This is a genomic window from Marisediminicola sp. UYEF4 (assembly GCF_040546025.1).
GTDB lineage: Bacteria > Actinomycetota > Actinomycetes > Actinomycetales > Microbacteriaceae > Marisediminicola.
This window is the reverse complement of record NZ_JBEPNA010000004.1, coordinates 24,163-44,161: the sequence shown is the minus strand read 5'-3', so window position 1 is coordinate 44,161 and position 19,999 is coordinate 24,163. Positions and strand designations below refer to the sequence as shown.

Below are 19,999 nucleotides of genomic sequence, written 5' to 3'. Positions count from 1 at the left end.
ACAAAGCGGGGGTGGTGATAATTCCCGATACCCGCCCACTACCCGCCACGGTCGCAGGGCGACCGGTGCCTCGCTCAGCTGGCCGTCACGGAGCCGACGAGCTCGGCGCTGCGCTGCCAGAGTGCAGCGGCCAGGTCGGCGTCGCCCGAGAGCCGGTGCCTGCGGCCGTTGCCGGTGAGGGTGTCGAAGTAGGTGCCGCTGGGGAATCCGGGGTCGGGCGTGGACGCGAGCTCGATCAGCGGCACGGCTCCGGCTTCGACCGAGATTCCGTACCGTCCACCGCTCGCGAGGGCGATGAGCGCCATCACGGGGGATCCGTGTCCGAAGCTCGTGGCGACGAAGCCGGGATGGAACGAGTAGGCGCTGACGCCGGTGCCGGCGGTGCGCCGCGCGAGCTCCTCCGTGAACAGGATGGTCTCGAGCTTGCTCGTGCCGTACGCCCCCCAGCCGCCGAGCCACGGCCGCGCGGCCCAGTCGAGGTCGTCGAGCCGTAGCCGCGCCCAGCGGTTCGCGACGCTCGCAGTGGAAATCACGCGGGCGCCCGACTCAATGAGCCTCGGCAGCAGCAGCTGCGTAAGCAGGAACGGTGCGAGGTGGTTCGACTGGAAGGTGCGCTCGTGTCCATCGACGGTGAGCGCGCGGGTCGGAACGAGGCCTCCGGCGTTGTTCGCGAGCACGTCGATGCGGTCGCACGCGAACAGCAGGTCATCGGCAAGGGTGCGCACGTCGTCGAGCCGGTCGAAGTCCGCGATGAACGCGACCCCGCCGACCTCGTCCGCGACCGCCTCCGCCCGTGCGCGGTGGCGCCCGACCACGGCGACCCGGGCGCCCCGCCCGGCAAGCTCGATCGCCGCCTGCCTGCCGATGCCGGAGCTTGCGCCCGTGATCACGACGGTCGTGCCCGTCATCGAACGATCGATGCTCGTCACCGATAGCCACCCCTCTCAAGTCCCGCCTCTACTTCGAAGCGGTTGTCGGAAGCGATTGGCCCGGCGGCGAGGTAGAGCGGAACCAGGGCGAGCCCGTAGCGGCGCCACTGGTCGCGGTGCACCGCCTCGTGCTGGAGAACGGCAGAGGAGACGGTGTCGCGGGTGAGGAAGACGCCGCCGATCGTAGTGCCGCCACGGCCGAACGCCCAGCGCGGGCATCCGCGAGCGACGATCACGCCGCCGCTCTCCTCGAGGCGGCCCACGCTCAGGACGCCACCCCACACGAGTCCGATTGCGGTCGCCGCGAGATAACCGGCACGCGCGACGCGGCGGTTCCGCGCCAGGCGGACGATCACCGGCCGAGCGGATGCCGCGGCGACGACAGACAGTGCGACGCGTTGGAGGACGGTGGGCCTGCTCGCGCGCGTCATGCCCCATTCGTAGCACGATCCGCTCAGCGTGATCCGCGCGCCCGGCAATACAGTGGGGGAATGAGGAGCACCGGAGCGCGCGTCGCGATGGTCTCGATGCACACCTCGCCCATCGCGGATGCCGGGACCCGCGACTCGGGCGGGATGAACGTGCTCCTGCTCTCGGTCGCCGCGGAGTTCGCCGCCCGCGGGGTGGAGGTGCACCTCCTCACCCGGGCGGAGGGCGAGCCGGTCGTGCGCGAGATCTCGGACGGCGTGCAACTGCACGAGCTGCGCGCGGGCGGCCAGGGGCCGATCGACAAGGCCGCACTCTCGGTCGTCGCTGATGAGTTCGGAGAGTCGGTCGCGCAACTCGGCCGCGCCGGCGGCGGCTACGACCTGATCCACGCGCACTATTGGCTGAGCGGACTAGCCACCCTGCCGGTGGCGATCGAGCTCGGCGTCCCGTTCGTGCAGAGCTTCCACACGGTCGCGGCGATGAAGAACCGCACCGTTGCGCCGGGCCAGGAGCCCGAGTCGGAAGCGCGGCTGCGCAGTGAGATGTTTCTCGCCACCCAGGCGAACGCCCTCCTGGCCGGGTCGGCCTCGGAGGCCAGCGCGCTGATCGACGAAGTGGGAGCCCCGCCGGAGCGGGTGTGGGTGGTTCCCCCCGGCGTCGACCTCGGACTGTTCCGCGCCGACAGGGCGCCGGCCGCGAGCGAGTCGGTGCGGCGCGAACTCGGCATCGGCAGCGGACGGCCGATCATCGCTGTTGCCGGTCGCGTGCAGCCGCTCAAGGATCAGGCACTCGCCATCCGCGCCCTTGCCGAACTGCACGCGCTGCGCGGCTGGGCCCCCGTTCTCGTCATCGCGGGGGAGTCCACCCCGGGCGACGCCGGCTACCTCGCGTCGCTGCGGGAGCTGAGCGTGCAGCTCGGAGTCGGTGACGACGTGAGGTTTGCGGGGGTACTCTCGCGGGAACGGCTCGCCGACCTGTTCGCCGCGGCATCCGTCACCATTCTGCCCTCGTACAGCGAGACGTTCGGGCTGGTCGCCCTCGAGTCGGCCGCGAGTGGCACACCGATCGTCGGTTCCCGCAACACCGGGCTCGTCGAATCCGTTGCGGAGGGCGAGTCGGGCCTGCTCATCGACACGCGGGACCCGCGCGCGTGGGCCGAGGCTGTCACGGCACTGCTCGACGAGCGGCGCGCAGGCGACCGCATGTCGGTGTCTGCACGGCACCATGCCGAGGGGTATACGTGGGCGGCTACCGCCACGGCAATGCTCGGCGTCTACGCAAGCCTCGGCTAATTCCGGCGCCTACTCGGCGCAGTGCCCGGGGTCGCAGCGCGGTCTGGCAGGCGGGTCGTGCCGGTGGCGGGCGGAGTCCGCGCGGCGGCGAGTCGGGCCGCCGGCCCGTCAGGCGCTGGGCCGGCCGTACGCCTCGAGCAGCCGGAGCCAGATCTCGCCCATCGTCGGGTAGGCCGGGACCGCGTGCCAGAGGCGGTCGATCGGCACCTCGCCGACGACCGCAATGGTGGCGGCGTGAAGCAGCTCGGCGACATCCGGCCCGACGAACGTGACGCCGAGCAGCACGCGCCGCGACTCGTCGACGACGATGCGGGCGCGTCCACGGTAGTGGTCGGCGTGCAGGCTCGCGCCGGCGATGTGGCCGAGCTCGTAGTCGACGACGCGGATGCGGTGCCCGGCGTTCTCGGCTGCCGCGGCCGTGAGTCCGACGGAGGCGACCTCAGGGTCGGAGAAGGTGACCTGCGGCACGGCAGCGTGATCCGCCGTGGCGACGTGGGCGCCCCACGCCTCGTCGCGCACCGGGGCGCCGGTCGCGCGAGCGGCGATGACGTCGCCGGCGGCCCTGGCCTGGTACTTGCCCTGATGGGTGAGCAGGGCGCGATGGGTGACGTCGCCGACGGCGTACAGCCAGTCGAAGCCCGGGGCACGCATGGTGTCGTCGACCTCGATCCACTCGCCGGGGGTGAGGCCGATGGAGTCCAGGCCGATGTCGGCGGTGACGGGAGTGCGGCCGGTGGCGACGAGCAGTTCGCTCGCGGAGACCTCGCTGCCGTCGTCAAGTTCGAGAACGACGTCGTCGTCGCTGGAGCGGCGGGCCCGCGTGGGAGACACCCCCGAGAGAATCGTCACGCCGAGCGCCGCGAGGCCGGTGGCGACGAGTTCCCCGGCGAACGGCTCGAGTGCGCCGAGCAGGCCGCTCCGCGTCACGAGGGTCACTCTCGTGCCGAAACTCGCATAGGCCGTGGCCATCTCGGTGCCCACGACGCCGCCGCCGATGATCAGGAGGGACTCCGGTGCGGATTTTGCGCTCGTCGCCTCCCGGCTCGTCCACGGCCGGGCCTCGACGAGGCCGGGCACGTTGGGCAGGAGGGCGGCGGATCCGGTGCTCACAACGACCGCGTGATTCGCGGTGATCTCGAGGATGGTTCCGTCGGCAGCTGTCACCCGAACGGACTTCTCGCCGGAGAGCCTGCCGCGACCCCGGAGCAGGTCGATTCCCGCCGACTCGAGCCAGCTCACCTGGCCGTCGTCTTTCCAGTTGCTCGTGAACGTGTCGCGGCGAGCGAACACCGCGGCCACATCGAGTCCGCCGGTGACGGCCTCCCGCGCCCCGCCGACGCTCGTCGCCGCGCGAAGAGCGAGCCCACTGCGGATCAGGGCCTTCGAGGGCATGCAGGCCCAGTACGAGCACTCCCCGCCGACGAGTTCGCTCTCGATGATTACTGTGCTGAGCCCACCCTGCGCGGCGCGGTCGGCGGCGTTCTCGCCCGCCGCCCCGGCTCCGATGACGATGACGTCCCAGTTGGTGCGGGTCACGAGGTTCCTCCCGAGGCCGGGGGGTATGCGAGAGGTCCGCCCCACCCGTCATAGCTGCCGTGGTTGCGCTCGACGACCTTGAACACCCGGCAGACCATGTCGTCGACCTCGTTGGCCTCGATCGTGGCGCTCTGCGTGGCGCGAAGCTCGAACTTCGACCAGCCGCGGCGCTTGAGGGTCGTCGCGAACCCCTCGGCAGTGAGCTGCGCCCGCGCCGTATCCGCCTCCTTGCGGCCGGTGAACAGCGCGAAATGCTCAATCTCCCGGGCGATGTCGAGATGGTCGCCCATCTTGACCCGCTGGGCGAGCTGCTCGGAGTTCATCGCCCGCTGTGCCTCGAGGTCGCGTGCCATCGGGCTACCTGCCCACGAATTCGGCGGGCCGGCGACTCAGGAATGCTTCCATGCCGATGCGCGAGTCTTCGCTCGTCGCGAGCTCAACGAGTGCGGGCTGCAGGCCAGCCTCGGCCGCCGCGTCGCCCTCGCGCACCGCGAGCCGGGCGCTGGCGAGTGCCGCCTGCACGGCGAGCGGTGCCTGCGAAGCGACTCGCCGGGCCAGCTCGAGGCCGCGCGCGTACTGGCTGCCATGCGGCACAACTTCCTGCACGAGGCCGATGCGGTGTGCCTCGGCGGCGTCGAACTGGTCGCCGGTGAGGATCCAGCGCATCGCGTTGCCCCAGCCAACGGCGCGGGGCAGGCGGATCGTCGCGCCGCCGAACGGGAGGATGCCGCGCGACACCTCGATCTGGCCGAACGTCGTCGAATCGGCGGCAACGGTGATGTCGCTGGCGAGGATCAGTTCGATGCCGAGGGTCAGGCAGGTGCCCTGCACCGCCATCACGACGGGTTTGGAGAGGTGGGTGCCGCCGACCTGCCACGGGTTGATGCCGCCGCCTGGTACGAGGTCGAGCCCGTCGGGGCCGATCCGGGGGCCGATGTCGGCGAGGTCGAGGCCCGCCGTGAAGTGCTCCCCGTGCGCGAACACGAACCCGGCGCGAAGCTCGGGATCGCTCTCGAGTTCGCCGTAGGCGGCCGCGAGCTCGGTGATCATCCGGAAGTCGGCGGCATTGCGCTTTTCCGGCCGGTTGAGGCCGATGAGCAGCACGTGGCCGTCGCGCTCGACGGTGACGCGGGGGGAGTTGGTGGACGAGTCCATGGCCAAAGCCTACGGCGACTCAGAGCTTCTTGGTGAGTGCGCCGATGACTCGCAGAATCACGGGAAGCTCATCGCTCGTCGCGGAGGCCGTGGATGGGGCGAACTCGGTGATTCCGGCTCCGGCCAGCGGGAGAGCCCGGCGGGCGGCGGTGATGAGGTCGAGCAACTGCGCGAGGGTCAGGCCGAAGGGTTCCGGATAGCCGAGGCTCGTGAACTCCGACGGGTCGAGAACGTCGAGGTCGATGTGCAGGTACACGGAGGTCGCCGCGGTGGCGAGGAGGGCTTCCACGAGGTTCTCCGGGGTGATCTCGTTCGGCCCGAGCATCGTGATTCCGGATGCGTCGATGAAGTCGCTCTCGGAATCGTCGAGGGCCCGGGTTCCGGCGAGCACGACCCGGGACGCCAGGAGTGGCGAGGCGGGCACCAGCTGCGCTGGTCCGTCGCCCAGCAGGGTGCGCAGCACCATGCCGTGGAAGGCACGGGACGGGGAGGAGGCCGGGGTGTTGAGGTCAGGGTGCGCGTCGAGCCACACGACCGCGACGTCTCCCGGGATGTTCGCGTGCTCGATCGCGGCGAGTTCGACGCCGCAGTCCCCACCGATCGTGATCGTGGGGCCGGTCGAGGTGCCGAGCGCCACCCGCATCCCGTCGCGCACCCGCTCGATCGAACTCAGCCGGTCGACGCCGCTGTCGTGGCTTGAGCCGGCGCCGGCGGGCACCTCCACGGTCGTCGTCCACGACGAGGGCAAGTCGCCGCCGATCGCGGTCGCACCGTCGATCAGGCGCATCGCGCGCGACGAACCCGATCCTTGCCATTGGGGGACTACGACGAAAGAGGCGGTCACAGTGCAAGTGTGCCACGCACCAGGCCCGTCGCCGCCCCACTTTTTTGGTTAGCGGCTGTTCTTGTCGCGAACCGCGCCAGCGACCGCCGCACGGAGTTGGTCGGCGTTCTGACGTGGGCCGTACCCAGGCTGATCCCGCTCGATTCTCCAGCTGTCGTCGAGCGTGCCGACGTCGACGGCGTCAAACCCGAAGCGATCGTACAGGTCGACGAGAAATGCCTTCGCCTGGTCGTCGTCGCCCGCGATCGCGAGGGCGCGCCGTCCGGGTGAGCCGGGCGCTGTTCCATCGGTGCTGATCTCCGGCGCCGGGATATGGTTGAAGCCCTTCACCACGAGGCTGTCGGCAAGGTGGCCCTGGAGCAGCCCGGAGACGGTCGCCGATTCCGTGTCGAGAAGTTCAATGTTGCCGTCGCGCTGGGGGTAGTAGTTGTTGGTGTCGATCACGACCTTGCCCGCGAGCGGAGCCGTGGGTATCTGGCCGATGTTGCGCAGCGGGATCGTCACGACGACGATATCGCCAGCCTCGGCGGTCTCGAGGGTCGTTCCTGCCGTCGCCTGCGGGCCGAGCTCCGTGATGAGCTCGGCGAGCGTGTGCGGGCCGCGGGAGTTGCTGATCACGACGTCGAAGCCGTTCTGTACCGCCTTGCGGGCCAGTTGGCTGCCAATGTTGCCTGCACCGATAATGCCGAGAGTTGTCATGGGGAGTGCAACGTTGGCGGGCTCGGTTTCTTCCCCACGTGCACTGATCCTGGGACGATCATGCGGGAACGCGAGACCGGCGCGGCTGCGAGAGCCGCGTCATGAGCCGCTCCAGTGGGCCGACCCCATATATGGTGCGCCAGGCGCTCGCGAAGAACAGCGAGCCGACGATCAAGCCGATCAACAGCGGCCAGCCCGGGTAGGCGATCCCCCCACCGCTGTCGTCGCTCAGCACGGTGAACACCGCGAGGGTGACGATCTGCATCGTGTACAGGGTGAGGGCCATCGATCCGGCTGCCGCGATCGGCCAGAGCATTGTTCGCGCCCCCCGGGCGATCGTGCGATCGCCGGCCGTCAACCACAGCAGCATCCCGATCACCGCGACCGCGACGCCTCCTGACCCGAACACCTCCGCCGTGGAGTCCGAGTGGGCCTCGGCGGTCACGCCGGGCAGTACCAGGGCCGCCCCGTAGCCGAGCACCGCGAGAACGGTGCCGCCGGCGACCATCGCGCCCTGCGTTCTCGGGTTGCGCAGGTCCGACCGGGCAGCGATGAGCCCGGCGATCAGGTACGGCAGCCAGACCAGCGCGGGATAGTAGCCGGTCAGCAGGTAGTCGGCGAGCACGGCCGCGACGGGTCCGGCATCCGCCGCCTCCGCGGCAATCGCGAGCCGGGGGGCGACGAAGGCGATCACGAGCCCCAGCGCGGCGAGCGACCATCGGGGCAGGAACAGCAGCGGCACCAGCAGGAGGAACATGATCCCGTAGTAGTCGAGGATGATCGCGATGCCGCTGTCGAGGGTGAGGAGCACGAGCCCGAGCAGGAACAGGATGAGCGCCCTCAGCACGATACTCAGGGAGCGGTCGATGCGCCGGTCCCGGTCGATCGGCCGCTCTGCCCCGGTCATGATGCCGAGGGAGACCCCCGCGAGGGTCGCGAAGAGGATTGAGGATCGCCCGTCGACAAGCAACTCCGTGTCGGCTGCGCGGGGAACCGCGTGCGCGACGAACATACCGAGAATCGCGAGGCCCCGCGCAACGTCGACACCGACGATGCGCGGGGCTCCGGTCACGATGGCCTACTCCGTGATCGAGCGCGGTGCCGGGCTGCCTGCCTTGAGCGCGGCGAGTCGAGCGTCGAGTTCGATCTGCTCGTCGGATGCCTCGAGCGCCTCGAACTGCGCGTCGAGGCTTGAGGCGGCGAGCTCCTGCTGGCCGAGCACCTTCGCCTCCTCGCGGCGGATCTTGTCTTCGAACCGGCTGAGCTCGCTCGTCGGGTCAAGCAGGTCGATCGACTTGACAGCATCCTGCACCTGGCGCTGCGCGTCGACCGTCTTCGAGCGCGCGATGAGCTCGTCGCGCTTGGAGGAGAGCTGGGCGAGCTTGCCCCGCATGGCGTCGAGACCGGACTTGAGCTGGTCGACCACGGCGGTCTGCGACTGGATGTTCGGCCCTTCGGTGCGTGCCTCACGCTCGGCGGACAGCTGCCGGCCGAGCGCGACCTTCGCGAGGTTGTCGAACTTGTCGGCGTCGGCGGTGTTTCCCCCTGCCCGCAGTTCGTCGGCCTTGCGGCTCGCGGCGAGGGCCTTGTTGCCCCAGTCGGCGGCGTTACGCACGTCTTCGGCGTAGTCCTGCTCGAGAAGGCGCAGGTTGCCGATCGTCTGCGCGATGGCGCTCTCGGCCTCGGCGATGCTGTTGGTGTAGTCGCGCACCATCTGGTCGAGCATCATGCCCGGGTCTTCCGCCTGGTCGAGGATGGCGTTGATGTTCGCCTTGGCGAGTTGCGCGATGCGTCCGAAGATTGACTGCTTGACCATTGTTGCGTCCTTTCGTTGTGGTGAGTGGTGTGTGGAAACGTGAAGCGCTGGGCTAGAAGCGCCCGCGGCTGCTGCGGCCGACCGAACGGCCGATTGACCGGCCGAGGGAACCGCCGCTGGAGCGGGAGCTTCCGCCGAAGCCGCCCAGTCCGCCGAAGCCGCCCGAGCGTGAACGTCCGCCGCTGACGCCCCCGAAGCCGCCGCCGCGTCCCCCGATGAGCCCGCCGATAATGCCGCCGATCACCGCCTCGCCGATCCCCGCGCCGGTGAACGTGCCACGGGACGGGCTAGAGGGCTGGTAGCGACTCAGGTCGCTCTGGGCGGAGGAGATGGCCGCGCCCGCGAGCGAATTGGCCTGCTGCGCCTCGGCGAGCGCGGCCACCGGGTCGTCGACCGCGAGCGAGACGGCCTGGTTCAGGTGCCTGTTCGCCTCGGCGAGCCTCGTGCGGGCCGTCTCTCCGACGCCGCCGCGGCGTGTGGTGATGAAGTCGTTCGCGGCGACGATTTGCCCCCGCGCGGTGGCGAGCGTGCCGTCGAGGGCGACCCGAGCGTGCTGGATGCGGGCTTGGGCGTCCCGCGTGCGGCCGAAGGCCCCCTCGAGTTCCTGGTTCGCGGCGGTGAGGCGCTCGAGCCGCGCGACCGGGTCGCCGAGGGTCGACGGGCTCTCCGCGGCCGCGAGCGACGCCTCGGCGCCGGCGATGCCAGCGGAGAGCTCCGCCGAGCTCGCCTCGGCGTGGAGCGCCGTCGCAGCGGCGAGATCCTGCTTCGTGTCGGCGACGACGGCGTCGAGAGACCGTGTCGCCTCGGCCAGCCGTGCGCCGAGAGAATCGATAGCGTCGAGCAGCTGGCCGGACTGGGCGACGCTCGCCTGGGCAGTGCGCAGTTGCACGGCCGCGGCACCGGACTTGCCCGCGGCGATCGCGCCCTCCGCCTGCGATGCGGTGCGCCCCGCGAACGCGAGCAACTTCTCGGCCTGATTCGTGTTGTCCTTGACTGTCGCGACCGCGGCGGAGGAGTAGCCCCGCGCGAGAAGCTGCAGCGCCTCGGTCGCCGCTGCCAGACGGGCCGTGACTCCCTCTGCATCCGCCCTCACCTGCACCAGGGCCTGCGGTGCGGCCTGCTCAAGCGCCCGCAGTTCGTCGAACGCGTCGGCCTGCCGGTCGAGCTCGTCGTCGGACTGCTCGCAGAGCTCGAGAATCCGGAGGAGCCCGGCGCGCTTCTGGTCGTCGGTCTCCGGCATGCCGTCGTCGAGGGTCTGCTTGATCCGGAACGCCTCGGCGACCTTGGCGCGGGCGCCCTCGAGCGCGTTGACGAAGGGGGCGGATGCCTCGGTGCCGAACTGTGCGACGGCGAACCCGAGCTCCTGCTCGCTCGTCGTCAGGGAGTCGTCGAGCTGGATGAGGGCACCGCTTGCCCGCTGTTCGAGCTTGGTGAGGTCGACGAGTTCGGCCTCGCGTCTGGCCGAGGCGCGCCGCCGCCCGATGAACACGACGATCCCGATCACGATCGCACCGACGACGAGCACCCCGAGTACGAAGGCCCACGGGAATCCGGGGCCCCGGATGGCCTCGCGGTAGCCGTCGGCGGCGGCAACGGCAGCGCCCGCCCAGTTCTCGTCGCTGAGCAGGGGCAGAAAACCGTTCTCGACGTCGCGTGTGCTTTCCGCGTCCAGCTGGAAGTCAGCCGGATAGAAGATGTCGTAGATGCGATCCTCGGTCGCGACCGCGAGCAGCACATCGTCGGTGCCGAGCCCGTTCTGCTCGGCCGTCGCCGTCGCCCAGCTCTCGTCCGCGGCGATGCCGTCGAAGCTTGCGACGTAGACCACGAACAGCTGCGCCCCGGTCTCGTTGTAGAGCCGGTTGAGCGCCGACTCCACCTGCGCCTGCTGGCCGTTGAGGGCCCCGACGGTGTCGACGATCTGGGTGCTGCCGAGATCGACGGGCTGCTCGGCATACGCGGTCTGTGTCGGAACGAGGACCGCGGCGAGGGCGAGCGCCGCGGCGCACAGCGCCTGCGTCAGGCGCGTGCGGTTCCGCTGCATGAGACTCACGGACTCCCTCACTAGAAAACGACGAACCGTCGACACGGCCCAGTCGGATTCTATCCAGCAGAACTGTCCGTTCCGCGAGGGGTTGCGGGTGCGTTAGGAGGCAAACCCCCGACGCTCTAGCCGAGCGTGATGGGGGCGAGCGGCCCGGTGATGGTGGGCAGGGGGCTTCCGTCGGCCGCGAGGAAGTCAATTGCGGCGGAGATCTCGTAGCTCCCCTCATCGAGGGCGGGGAGGTCGTCCCGGAACGATTCGGTCAACTCGTCCTGCTCGCCACATTGCACGGCAGTGAACGACGCCGGGTACTCGAGGGATTCGCCGGGCGCCAGGTCGACCTCCACGACCATCATGATCATCGGGCCGTTGCTGTGCCACAGCACTTCACCGTCCTGCGAGAGCGTGATCGCCGGTGTCGCGGCGGTCGTGCCGGTGATGCGCTCCGTGCCGGTATTGGTGAGCGTCACGGTGCCGTCGACGCTCTGCCCGTCAGCGGGCGCGGAGGGGACGAACCGGGTCTCGAGCACGAGGCCGGCGCTCGGGGCGATGTCGGCGATGCTGCCGCCGCACGGGTTCAGCCTGGAGGCCCGGGCCGCATTGGCGGCCCCGCCATCAGTCGAATCGCCCGCATCCTCGCCAGAGAAGGCCTCCGGCGCGCTCTCCGCGGTCGCATCGCTCACGCTCGCGCCCATCGGCATCGAGCGCAGCCCAGTGACGCCCGCGACCCCGATCCCGGCAATGGCGAGCGTCAGTGTGCCACCGGCAGCGAGCTGGCGGGGGAGCCGGCGCCGGCGGCTACGGCGGATCACGCTGCCGGCATCCGCTTCCCGCGCAGAGGCCCCCAGGTCGCCCTCGCGCAGCCAGGCGCGCAGTTCAGCTTCGGTGGGCATTGATACCTCCTGGGGTTGGTTGAGTCTCGGGCGGGTGCGGTTCGGGGGTGAGGGCGACGGCCATTCTCGCCAGCCCGTCGCTCAGGTAGCGCTTCACCGCACCGGAGCTGATGCCCAGTTCGAGCGCGATGTCGTCGACCTTGAGGTCTTCGTAATAGCGCAGCACCAGGCACGCGCGCTCCCGCGGCGTGAGGCGCGCCAGTTGGGCCTGCAGGTCGATACGGGCCTCGGATGCGGGGGCCGGGGAGTCGATCGCGTCCGGAGCGAGCTCGAGGTGCGCGATCCTGCGCCACCTCGTGCGGCGCCGCCCGCCATCGAGAAAGCCGGTGAGGATCGCGCGGCGAACGTACGCCTCGGCACTGGTCACGGTGAACCCGTTGCTGAGCCGCCCGAAGGTCTTGACGAGGGCGTCCTGCACGAGATCGGCGGCATCATCCGCGCTGCCGGAAAGCAGCCAGGCGTAGCGGGTGAGGGACTGGCCACGCTGGCGCACGAGAGTGGTCACGACGCTTTCCCACTGCGCTGCCATCGCGCCTCCTCGGCCTCGATTGTCCCGGTACCTACTTAGACGAACGAGCGACCGAAAACGTTGGGATGCTCGTGGGGTCAGCGTATCCACCGGTATTCGATCTCCGGCCGACCCGCGCCGCCGTGCCGCGAGCTTCGCTGCACCTGGCCGATGTCGGCAAGGTGTTCGAGGTATCGGCGGGCGGTGACGCGGGAGAGCCCGTTCTGCTCGCTCAGCTCGGTGGCGGAGAATGCCCGGGGCTCGAGCGACAGCCGCGCGGTGATCGCGGCAAGGGTGTCGGGCGCGAGTCCCTTCGGGAGCGGGGTGCTCCCCGAGCGGCGCAGTGCGGACAGGGCGGAGTCCACCTCGGCCTGCGTCGTCGGCGGCCCCTGGCTCGCGAGGCGGGCGTGGTACGCGGCGAAGCTCGCCAGCTTCTCCGCGAACGCGGGAAACCCGAACGGCTTGATCAGGTATTGCACCACGCCGACGGAGAGGGCCTCACGCACCAGCGGCAGGTCGCGTTCGGCCGTGATCGCGATGACGTCGATGGGCAGCCGGGCCGCGCGGATGCTGCGGCACACGTCGAGCCCGTTGCGGTCGGGCAGGTGCATGTCGAGCAGCACGAGTGTGATCGGCGTGCCGCCGGGCCGCACCGAGTCTGTGATGTGGCGCAGCGCGTCGCTGCCGGTGTGCGCGATTCCGGCGAGTTCGAAGCCATCGATCCTGGCCACATACGCCGCGTGCGCGTCGGCGGTCACCGGTTCGTCGTCGACGACAAGCACCCGGATCACGAGGGCACCGCGGCGTGGCTCGCCAGAGGGAGCTCGACGACGATGGACGAGCCGCCGTCCTGGCTCGAGCGGATCGTGCCGCCGGCTCGGCGCACGGCCTGAAGCACGAGGGCGAGGCCGACCCCGCGGCCGAACGGGCCGGGCGCCTTGGTACTGACGCCGAGCCCGGTCGCCCGAGCGAGCAGGTCGGGGTCGAGGCCCGGTCCGCTATCGGAGACCTGCACGACGAGCCGGGTGGGCCCGTCGGGGTCGTCGGTATTCGCGAGGTACACCTCGACCCAGCCGCCGCCGGGCAGGCCGGCGGCGGCATCGGCTGCGGCGTCGAAGGCGTTGTCGATGAGGTTGCCGAGCACTGTGACGAGGTCGAGGGCGGGGATGCCGGCGGTATCGAGGTTGGGATCACAGTCGATCGACAGGGCGAGGCCGTGCTCGCTCGCCTGAGCCGACTTGCCGAGCAGAAGGGCCGCGAGCACCGGTTCTGAGACGGCGGCCATGACCTCGTCGGTCAGCTTCTGGCTCACCGCGAGCTCGCTGGTCGCGAGGTCGAGGGCCTCGGTGGCTCGCCCCAGCTCGATGAGCGAGACGATCGTGTGCAGCCGGTTCGCGAACTCGTGGGTCTGGGAGCGGAGCGCATCCGAGAGCACCCGGGTGGATCGGAGTTCGTCGGTGAGCCGGGTCACCTCGGTGTGGTCGCGCAGGCTCGTCACGGTTCCGACCGCGACGCTCGGCGCGAACCGTCCGGAGGGCAGCGCCAGTTCCTGGTTGACCACGAGAACCCGACTCTCGGTGACGTGGATCTCGTCGACCGCCGCGGCGCCGCTGGCGAGCACCGCCCGAAGTGACGGAGGCACCGTCAGGCCAGCCACCGCGATCGATTGGTCGTCGGCGTGTTGCCGTGGCAGGCCGAGCATCTCTGCCGCCTGGTCGTTGTAGAGCACGATTCGCGCGTCGGTGTCGACGAGCACGAGCCCCTCACGCACCGAGTGCAGCACGGACTCGTAGAACGAGAACATCCGCCGCATCTGCTCCTGCCCACGGCCCCAGGTCGCGCGTCGGAGGTAACGGCTGAGCCCCCACGAGCCCGCGGCGGCGATCACGGCCGCGAGGACTCCGAGCGCCATCACGAGCGGCAGCCTGGCGTTGATGGCGTCGGTGATCGCCCCGACGGTGATGCCGGCGGCGACCAGGGCGACGATCTCCTCCTTCTCGCCGAGGATCGGCACGACCGCGCGCACCGATGGCCCGAGCGTGCCGGGGAAGGTCTCGGTGAAGGAGTCGCCCGCGAGGGCGGGGGCGATCGTGCCGCGGAACCGCCGCCCGATCTCGTCCGGATCAGGGTGGGTGAGCCGGGTGCGGTCCGGCCGCATGATGGTGATGAAGTCCATGCCCGTGTCGGCGAGCAGGCGTTCGGCATAGGGCTGCAGGAGGGCGGTCGGATCGGGGGTTGTCAGGGACTCGACCACGAACGGGTTGTCCGCGATAGACGTCGCGACCGCGAGCGCTCGCCCTGCCGCATCGCTTTCCTCGCGCACGCGGGAGTCGACGACGAGCACCGTGAGGGCGACAGTCGCGAACGCGAGGATCCCGAGCAGTTGCGCGACGAACAGCCGTGTGGCGATGTTCCAGTCGCGCGGCCGAATCGTCATGGGGTCCTCCCGGCCGGCACAGCCCGGTCGGTGCTGTCTCCCTGCACATTATGACCACAAGCTGGTCGCCGTCGCTGACACGACCCATCGTTGACCCACCAATGGTGTCGGCAGCGAAGAAGTGCCGAACTGATCAGTGAGGATGCCCAGTGGCCAACGTATTCGGAACGCTCAAGCGGATTGACCGCCAGCACTATCTCTACATCTTTGTCATCGTCGCGGTCATCGCGGGAATCATCCTCGGACTCACCGCCCCCGAGTTTGCCAAGACCCTCGAGCCCGTCGGCAAGGCGTTCATCGGACTCATCAAGATGATGATCGCGCCAATCATCTTCTGCACGATTGTGCTGGGTGTCGGCTCGGTCGCCAAGGCCGCGACCGTCGGCAAGGTCGGTGGCCTCGCGCTCGGGTACTTCATCATCATGTCGACCTTCGCGCTCGCGATCGGGCTCGTCGTCGGCAACATCATCCAGCCCGGCGCCGGCCTCGACATCTCGGGCACGACCTACGACGCCGGAGTGACGGAGTCGAAGGGCACCAGCGAGTTCATCCTCGGCATCATTCCCGTGTCGCTGTTCTCGTCGCTGACCGACGGCAGCATCCTGCAGACCCTCTTCGTCGCGCTGCTGGTGGGCTTCGCCCTGCAGGCACTCGGCTCCAAGGGCCAGCCGGTCCTCACCGGGGTGCGCCACCTTCAAGTGCTGGTCTTCAAGATCCTCTCGATGATCATGTGGACGGCGCCGATCGGAGCGTTCGGCGCGATCGCCGCCGTCGTCGGCTCGACCGGCATCCAGGCCGTGATCAGCCTCGCAACGCTCATGATCGGCTTCTACATCACCTGTGCGCTGTTCATCGTGTTCATCCTCGGAACGCTGCTCAAGGTCGTCACGGGCGTGAATATCTTCATGCTCATGAAGTACCTCGCCCGCGAATACCTGCTCATCGTCTCGACGTCGTCGTCCGAGGCGGCGCTGCCACGTCTCATCGCCAAGATGGAGCACCTCGGAATCTCGAAGCCCGTCGTGGGCATCACGGTCCCGACCGGCTACTCGTTCAACCTCGACGGCACCGCGATCTACCTCACGATGGCGTCGTTGTTCATCGCCGAGGCGATGGGAACGCCGCTCGCCCTTGGTGAGCAGATCTCGCTCCTCGTCTTCATGATCATCGCGTCGAAGGGCGCCGCCGGAGTCTCCGGTGCGGGAATCGCGACGCTCGCTGGCGGGCTGCAGGCACATCGCCCCGACCTCGTCGACGGCGTCGGGCTGATTGTCGGAATCGACAGGTTCATGTCTGAGGCCAGGGCGCTCACCAACTTCACCGGGAACGCCGTCGCGACCGTTCTGATCGGGCACTGGACCAAGGGCACCGACACCCTGCAGCTTGGTCGCGTGCTCGGCGGGCTCGAGCCGTTCGACGAGGCGACGATGAGCGTCGACTCGCACGGGGTCGACCCGCTCGCCAGGGTCGAGACCACCCCCGACGCCGCCGACGTGCTGCCGTCCGCTACTCCGAGAACAGTATGACGAGCTGAATGATCGCCGCAGCGGCTCCCACCCCGACGAGAAGCCAGCCGAGAATGCGCATGAGCCGGCCGTCGGCGGAGGGATGATCGAGGCGCCCGTTCTCGGGGTTGCGCGGATCGAAGTACACCTTGACCTCGTCTCCGAGTTCGAGGGCCTCGTCCGCGTCGAGCGAGACGGGCGCCGACTGCAGCTCCCGCTGCAGGTCCATCCAGCGGAACCAGAGGTGGTCGGTGCCGGCGGGGGACTGCACGATGACGCCCCACGTCTCCTGGTACCGACTCGCCCAGGCGCGCCGGATATAGCCCGCGGCAAGCAGCACGATCCCCGGCAGAAGCCCCACCCAGGTGATCAGCTCGAGCACGAGGGCGAACGCGTCGGAGGTTGTCACGTACTGATAGTAGAAGAGTCGGCTGCGCTTAGTTCGCGCGTCGTTTGCTAGAAGTGTGCGCCGCTGCGCCGAACCGCGAGCAAGGCGAGCGAGCGGGTGACCGCGACGAGTTCGTCGATGTGCACTTGCTCGCGGGGGGCATGCGCGAACCGCACGTCGCCGGGACCGAAGTGCAGGCTCGGAATGCCGCCGATGTCGGAGTAGAGGCGCAGGTCGCTGCCGTACGGCGCCGCCCGCCGGGGCGGAACCGCACCGCCGTTCAGGGTCATGATCGCCGACGTCACCTCGTCGATGAAGGTGTGGTCGTCGTCGATCCGCCCACTCGCGAACTGTCCGCCCGGCCAGGTCACCGCGACCGGGTTGTCGCTCAGCCAGGGATCGGCGGAACTCGCCTCGGCGATCGCGATCTCGAACTCGCGCCGCGCATCCGCCGGGTCCTCGCCGAGCCGCACCCCGAGCCGGCCCTCGGCAATGAGCAGGTCGGGAACGCTGCTCGCCCAGTCGCCTGCCCGGACGGTGCCGATCGAGATCGGATAGGGCAGCGAATAGTCGGAGAATAACGGGTGCGGGTCGGCGTTGCGCCGAAGCTCGAGCGACTGGATCGCCGCCATGATCGGCAGGAACGCCTCGAGGGCGCTGACTCCCTCGAGGCGGGTGCTGCCGTGCGCGGCCCGCCCGGCCACGGCGAGTTCGAAGGTGAGTGCCCCGGCGCACGCGGTGACGATCCGTCCTCCCGTTGGCTCGGTCAGCACAGCGGCGTCGCCGGTATGCCCGCGGAGCATCGTGCCGAAGGCACCGAGACCGCCGTCCTCCTCGCCGACGACCGTGTGGACGGCGATCGGCCTCTCGAGCTGGACCCCGGAGGTCTGCAGGGCGCGCAGCACAGCGAGGTTCGCGGCGACACCGGCTTTCATGTCGCAGGCTCCGCGGCCGTGCACCGCGCCGCCCTCGATGCGTCCGCTGAACGGGTCGCCGTCGTGCCAGCGGTCGAGGTCGCCGGTCGGCACGACATCGATGTGGCCCTGGAGCACGAGCGCCGGCCGCCCGGGGCCAGTCACGCCGACGACCCCGTAGCCCTCGGTGCGCGGTGCCTCGGTGCCCGGGAAGCGGGTGTCGGCACGGAGCGCGTCGAGGTCGAATTTCCAGGCGTCGACCGACAGACCCGCGGCGCGCAGCTGTCCGGCCTGCGCATTTTGCAACTCGGATTCCGCATCTGTTCCGGTGATGCTCGGCACTCGGATCAGGTCGATGAGGTTCTGAACGAGGGCGGTTTCGTCGATGCTGTCGAGCACGCGCGCTTCGACGGGGGTGAGCTGCATTCCCGCATCCTAAGCGCGGAGCATTTCGTGCATGCGTCGGGCGGATGTGCGGCGTATGTGTGTCGGGCCGGTCCTGCGCGAGCGCAGGGAGAAGAAGGGTGCCGGCCACTCCCGTTCAAGGGGGGTAAGCGAGGTGGCCGGCCGGGTTATCGACCGGTATTCGGGGGTTGGGTCGGTAATCCGAGAGGTCGTCGTTGACCAAATCTGACACTAAGGCAGCTTGAACGATCTGTCCACTGAAAGGAGGACATTTCTCGTTTCATCGAACCGGGTCGCCTGTGCGTGCGCTGGATGGCCCATACCCCGTTCGGTGGTGATCGGGGCACAGTGCGGTTCCGGTCAGGCGACCGCGAGGTCACGCTGCCTGCCAGCCGCACCGGATCCGACGAGCTCCCGGTAGACAGCGATCAACGCCTCGGCGGAGTGCGGCCAGTTGAGGTGCTGCGCACGCTCCCGTGCACCGTCGGCGAGTCGACCGGCGAGTGAGGGGTCGGCCAGCACCTCAGCGATGGCCACGGCCCACGCCTCCGGGTCGCGGGAGTCGAGCACGACCCCGGTAAGGCCGTCGTGGACGGCCTCGCGCAGGCCACCGGATGCCGCGACGATCGAGGGCACCCCGCTCGCCGCGGCCTCGAGTGCGACGAGTCCGTAGGTCTCCGAGTGGGAGGGAACGCGCACGGCCCGTGCGCCCCGGAGCAGCGCCGCGAGGTCGGCACGGGACTGGGGCCCGACGAAACGCACGCCATTCTCGATACCGTTGCGGGCCGCGAGCACCGTGAGCTCGTCGATGTACCCGTCGAAGTCGGAGGACGTGTCGCCGGCGATGACGAGCTGCGGCCGCAGTGACTCCGCCACGGCGGCGACGGCCTCGATCGCCAGGTCGAGGCCCTTGAGCGGCTGCAGGCGTGCGGCGACGACGACGTAGCCGGTGCCGGCCGGGCGATCGGGCTGCGGGTGGAAGAGCTCGCCGTCCACGCCGGGGTACACGACCCTCACGCGATCGATCGGTCCGCCGAGTCGCAGCACGACCGTGTCGGCCTCGGCCGCGCTCACGGCGACGACGGCATCGGACTCCCTCGCGAGCCAGGCCTCGCCGGCCAAGCGTCCGGGGGACTCGGCGCGTTCGCCCGCCGACAGCGGCGTCGAGTCGTCGGCGGCGATGCTGTGGAAGCTCTGCACGTGGGGGGTTCCGGTGCGGCGGGCGAGGGGGAGCGCGGCCATGCCGGAGAACCAATGGTGGGAGTGGATCACGTCGAATGTGCCGAACTCGGCCAGTCGCATACTGAATTCACCGACGAATCCCTCGTGCTCCCCCTTGGCGACGGGGCGCGGCGGGCCAGCGGTCAGAAATCGCAGGGTGACTCCGGGGGCGAGCGGCATGCTGTCGGGCTGGTCGGGCGACGAACGCCGCGTCAGGATCTCGACGGTGTGCCCGGCCGCCGCCATCGCCTCGGCCTGATGCCGAATGACGACGTTCATGCCGCCGGCGTCGCCGGATCCCGGCTCGGAGCCCGGTGAGGTGTGCAGGCAGACGAGCGCGATGCGCAGGGGAGTAGACGCGGAGGGCACTGGACGAGCTTAATCGACGAGGCTGAGCGAGCCCGGCGCGCGAGTCGCCCACTTAGCGCCCCTCAAGCGCCCTGAAGGGGACATACTCAGGCGACCCGCGGCGGTGACTGGCTCAGGCGGCGGCCGTGACCGGTCGCCCAGAGTTGGAGCTAGCGGCGGGTAGCCGTGAAACGCCGCCCGGTGACCGACTCCGGAGAGATGCGAAGGTAATTCCATTTCGCGGTCGGGCTCTGCGACTTCAGCCCGAGGATCCCCGACTCCACGATCTCCGAGTCGAAGCCGAGCCTGTCGATGTTGCCCGTCACGACGATGCTCCAGCGGCGGCGCATCCGCTTGCCGTCGACTTCGAACGCGATCGACGGCCGTTCGGTGATGCTGGCCAGTTTCGAGCCAGGTGCGCTCCGCAGAAAGATCTCCCGGTCGCGCACGAGGTAGTTCATCGGGAAGATGTCGACGCCGGTCTCGGTTGCGACGGCGAGGCGGCCGAAGTCGTTTGCGGCGAGGAGGTCCCAGCACTCGTCGAGTGCGAGGTTTTCGACGGTGGAGCCGTGCGAGTCGCGCATGTGGTGGTGCCCCCAATGTGATCAGGCATTAGGTTATGGCCCCGCGGAGTGGCGT

General features: G+C 69.7%; 20 protein-coding genes. 2 read left to right on the top strand and 18 right to left on the bottom strand.

All coding sequences use genetic code 11. The features are described from left to right. Positions 1-74: 74 nt before the first annotated feature. Both ABIB15_RS05940 and ABIB15_RS05935 read right to left on the bottom strand, forming a co-directional pair. On the bottom strand, positions 75-929 hold the full coding sequence (locus tag ABIB15_RS05940; protein WP_354476077.1) for an SDR family NAD(P)-dependent oxidoreductase: 855 nt from the start codon (positions 927-929) through the stop codon (positions 75-77). Further along, positions 926-1,360 carry a Fe-S oxidoreductase gene (locus tag ABIB15_RS05935; RefSeq protein WP_354476076.1) on the bottom strand — a complete coding sequence of 145 codons (435 nt, stop codon included), beginning with the start codon at positions 1,358-1,360 and terminating at the stop codon, positions 926-928. The genes ABIB15_RS05940 and ABIB15_RS05935 overlap by 4 nt, the downstream gene beginning before the upstream one ends. A 60-nt stretch (positions 1,361-1,420) precedes the next feature. Between ABIB15_RS05935 and ABIB15_RS05930 the strand changes: the two genes are divergently transcribed. Continuing rightward, positions 1,421-2,650, top strand: coding sequence for a glycosyltransferase (locus ABIB15_RS05930; RefSeq protein WP_354476075.1), 1,230 nt, complete (start codon positions 1,421-1,423; stop codon positions 2,648-2,650). A 108-nt stretch (positions 2,651-2,758) separates the two neighbouring features. On the opposite strand, the gene ABIB15_RS05925 is transcribed toward ABIB15_RS05930, so the two are convergent. The 12 genes from ABIB15_RS05925 to ABIB15_RS05870 form a co-directional block, all read right to left on the bottom strand. Beyond that, on the bottom strand, positions 2,759-4,186 hold the full coding sequence (locus tag ABIB15_RS05925; protein WP_354476074.1) for a dihydrolipoyl dehydrogenase family protein: 1,428 nt from the start codon (positions 4,184-4,186) through the stop codon (positions 2,759-2,761). After that, a complete protein-coding gene (locus ABIB15_RS05920) occupies positions 4,183-4,539 on the bottom strand; it encodes a ribonuclease E inhibitor RraB (RefSeq protein WP_354476073.1) in 357 nt (118 codons plus the stop codon). The genes ABIB15_RS05925 and ABIB15_RS05920 overlap by 4 nt, the downstream gene beginning before the upstream one ends. Positions 4,540-4,543: 4 nt before the next feature. After that, positions 4,544-5,341 (bottom strand): crotonase/enoyl-CoA hydratase family protein, encoded by a 798-nt coding sequence (locus ABIB15_RS05915; RefSeq protein WP_354476072.1) that lies wholly within the window; start codon positions 5,339-5,341, stop codon positions 4,544-4,546. A 19-nt stretch (positions 5,342-5,360) separates the two neighbouring features. Beyond that, complete coding sequence (locus ABIB15_RS05910; protein WP_354476071.1) at positions 5,361-6,185, bottom strand: arginase family protein; 825 nt, start codon at positions 6,183-6,185, stop codon at positions 5,361-5,363. A 48-nt stretch (positions 6,186-6,233) separates the two neighbouring features. Further along, positions 6,234-6,884, bottom strand: a complete 651-nt coding sequence (locus ABIB15_RS05905) for an NADPH-dependent F420 reductase (protein WP_354476070.1) — start codon at positions 6,882-6,884, stop codon at positions 6,234-6,236. 58 nt (positions 6,885-6,942) lie between these two features. Continuing rightward, positions 6,943-7,956 (bottom strand): DUF418 domain-containing protein, encoded by a 1,014-nt coding sequence (locus ABIB15_RS05900; protein ID WP_354476069.1) that lies wholly within the window; start codon positions 7,954-7,956, stop codon positions 6,943-6,945. 6 nt (positions 7,957-7,962) lie between these two features. Next, the gene (locus ABIB15_RS05895) at positions 7,963-8,700 is read right to left on the bottom strand and encodes a PspA/IM30 family protein (RefSeq protein ID WP_354476068.1); all 738 of its coding nucleotides are present in this window, start codon (positions 8,698-8,700) and stop codon (positions 7,963-7,965) included. Between the two features lie 52 nt (positions 8,701-8,752). Then, complete coding sequence (locus tag ABIB15_RS05890; protein ID WP_354476262.1) at positions 8,753-10,741, bottom strand: TPM domain-containing protein; 1,989 nt, start codon at positions 10,739-10,741, stop codon at positions 8,753-8,755. Positions 10,742-10,866: 125 nt separating this feature from the next. After that, positions 10,867-11,634 (bottom strand): hypothetical protein, encoded by a 768-nt coding sequence (locus ABIB15_RS05885; protein ID WP_354476067.1) that lies wholly within the window; start codon positions 11,632-11,634, stop codon positions 10,867-10,869. Continuing rightward, on the bottom strand, positions 11,618-12,163 hold the full coding sequence (locus ABIB15_RS05880; protein WP_354476066.1) for a sigma-70 family RNA polymerase sigma factor: 546 nt from the start codon (positions 12,161-12,163) through the stop codon (positions 11,618-11,620). Before ABIB15_RS05880 ends, ABIB15_RS05885 begins: the two co-directional genes overlap by 17 nt. A gap of 77 nt (positions 12,164-12,240) precedes the next feature. Further along, positions 12,241-12,933: a response regulator gene (locus tag ABIB15_RS05875; RefSeq protein ID WP_354476065.1), complete on the bottom strand. Its 693-nt coding sequence runs from the start codon at positions 12,931-12,933 to the stop codon at positions 12,241-12,243. Beyond that, entirely contained in the window at positions 12,930-14,579 is a 1,650-nt protein-coding gene (locus ABIB15_RS05870; protein WP_354476064.1) for a sensor histidine kinase, read from the bottom strand. The genes ABIB15_RS05875 and ABIB15_RS05870 overlap by 4 nt, the downstream gene beginning before the upstream one ends. A 149-nt stretch (positions 14,580-14,728) precedes the next feature. Between ABIB15_RS05870 and ABIB15_RS05865 the strand changes: the two genes are divergently transcribed. Then, positions 14,729-16,105, top strand: a complete 1,377-nt coding sequence (locus ABIB15_RS05865) for a cation:dicarboxylate symporter family transporter (RefSeq protein WP_354476063.1) — start codon at positions 14,729-14,731, stop codon at positions 16,103-16,105. Here the strand turns inward: ABIB15_RS05865 and ABIB15_RS05860 are convergent. The 4 genes from ABIB15_RS05860 to ABIB15_RS05845 all read right to left on the bottom strand — a co-directional run bounded on the left by ABIB15_RS05860 (position 16,086) and on the right by ABIB15_RS05845 (position 19,944). Beyond that, positions 16,086-16,493, bottom strand: coding sequence for a DUF3592 domain-containing protein (locus ABIB15_RS05860; protein WP_354476062.1), 408 nt, complete (start codon positions 16,491-16,493; stop codon positions 16,086-16,088). The two genes, ABIB15_RS05865 and ABIB15_RS05860, sit on opposite strands and share 20 nt — an antisense overlap. A 47-nt stretch (positions 16,494-16,540) precedes the next feature. After that, positions 16,541-17,812 (bottom strand): ArgE/DapE family deacylase, encoded by a 1,272-nt coding sequence (locus tag ABIB15_RS05855; protein ID WP_354476061.1) that lies wholly within the window; start codon positions 17,810-17,812, stop codon positions 16,541-16,543. Between the two features lie 339 nt (positions 17,813-18,151). Continuing rightward, positions 18,152-19,381: a glycosyltransferase gene (locus ABIB15_RS05850; RefSeq protein WP_354476060.1), complete on the bottom strand. Its 1,230-nt coding sequence runs from the start codon at positions 19,379-19,381 to the stop codon at positions 18,152-18,154. A gap of 149 nt (positions 19,382-19,530) precedes the next feature. Beyond that, positions 19,531-19,944: a pyridoxamine 5'-phosphate oxidase family protein gene (locus ABIB15_RS05845; RefSeq protein ID WP_354476058.1), complete on the bottom strand. Its 414-nt coding sequence runs from the start codon at positions 19,942-19,944 to the stop codon at positions 19,531-19,533. Positions 19,945-19,999 lie beyond the last annotated feature (55 nt).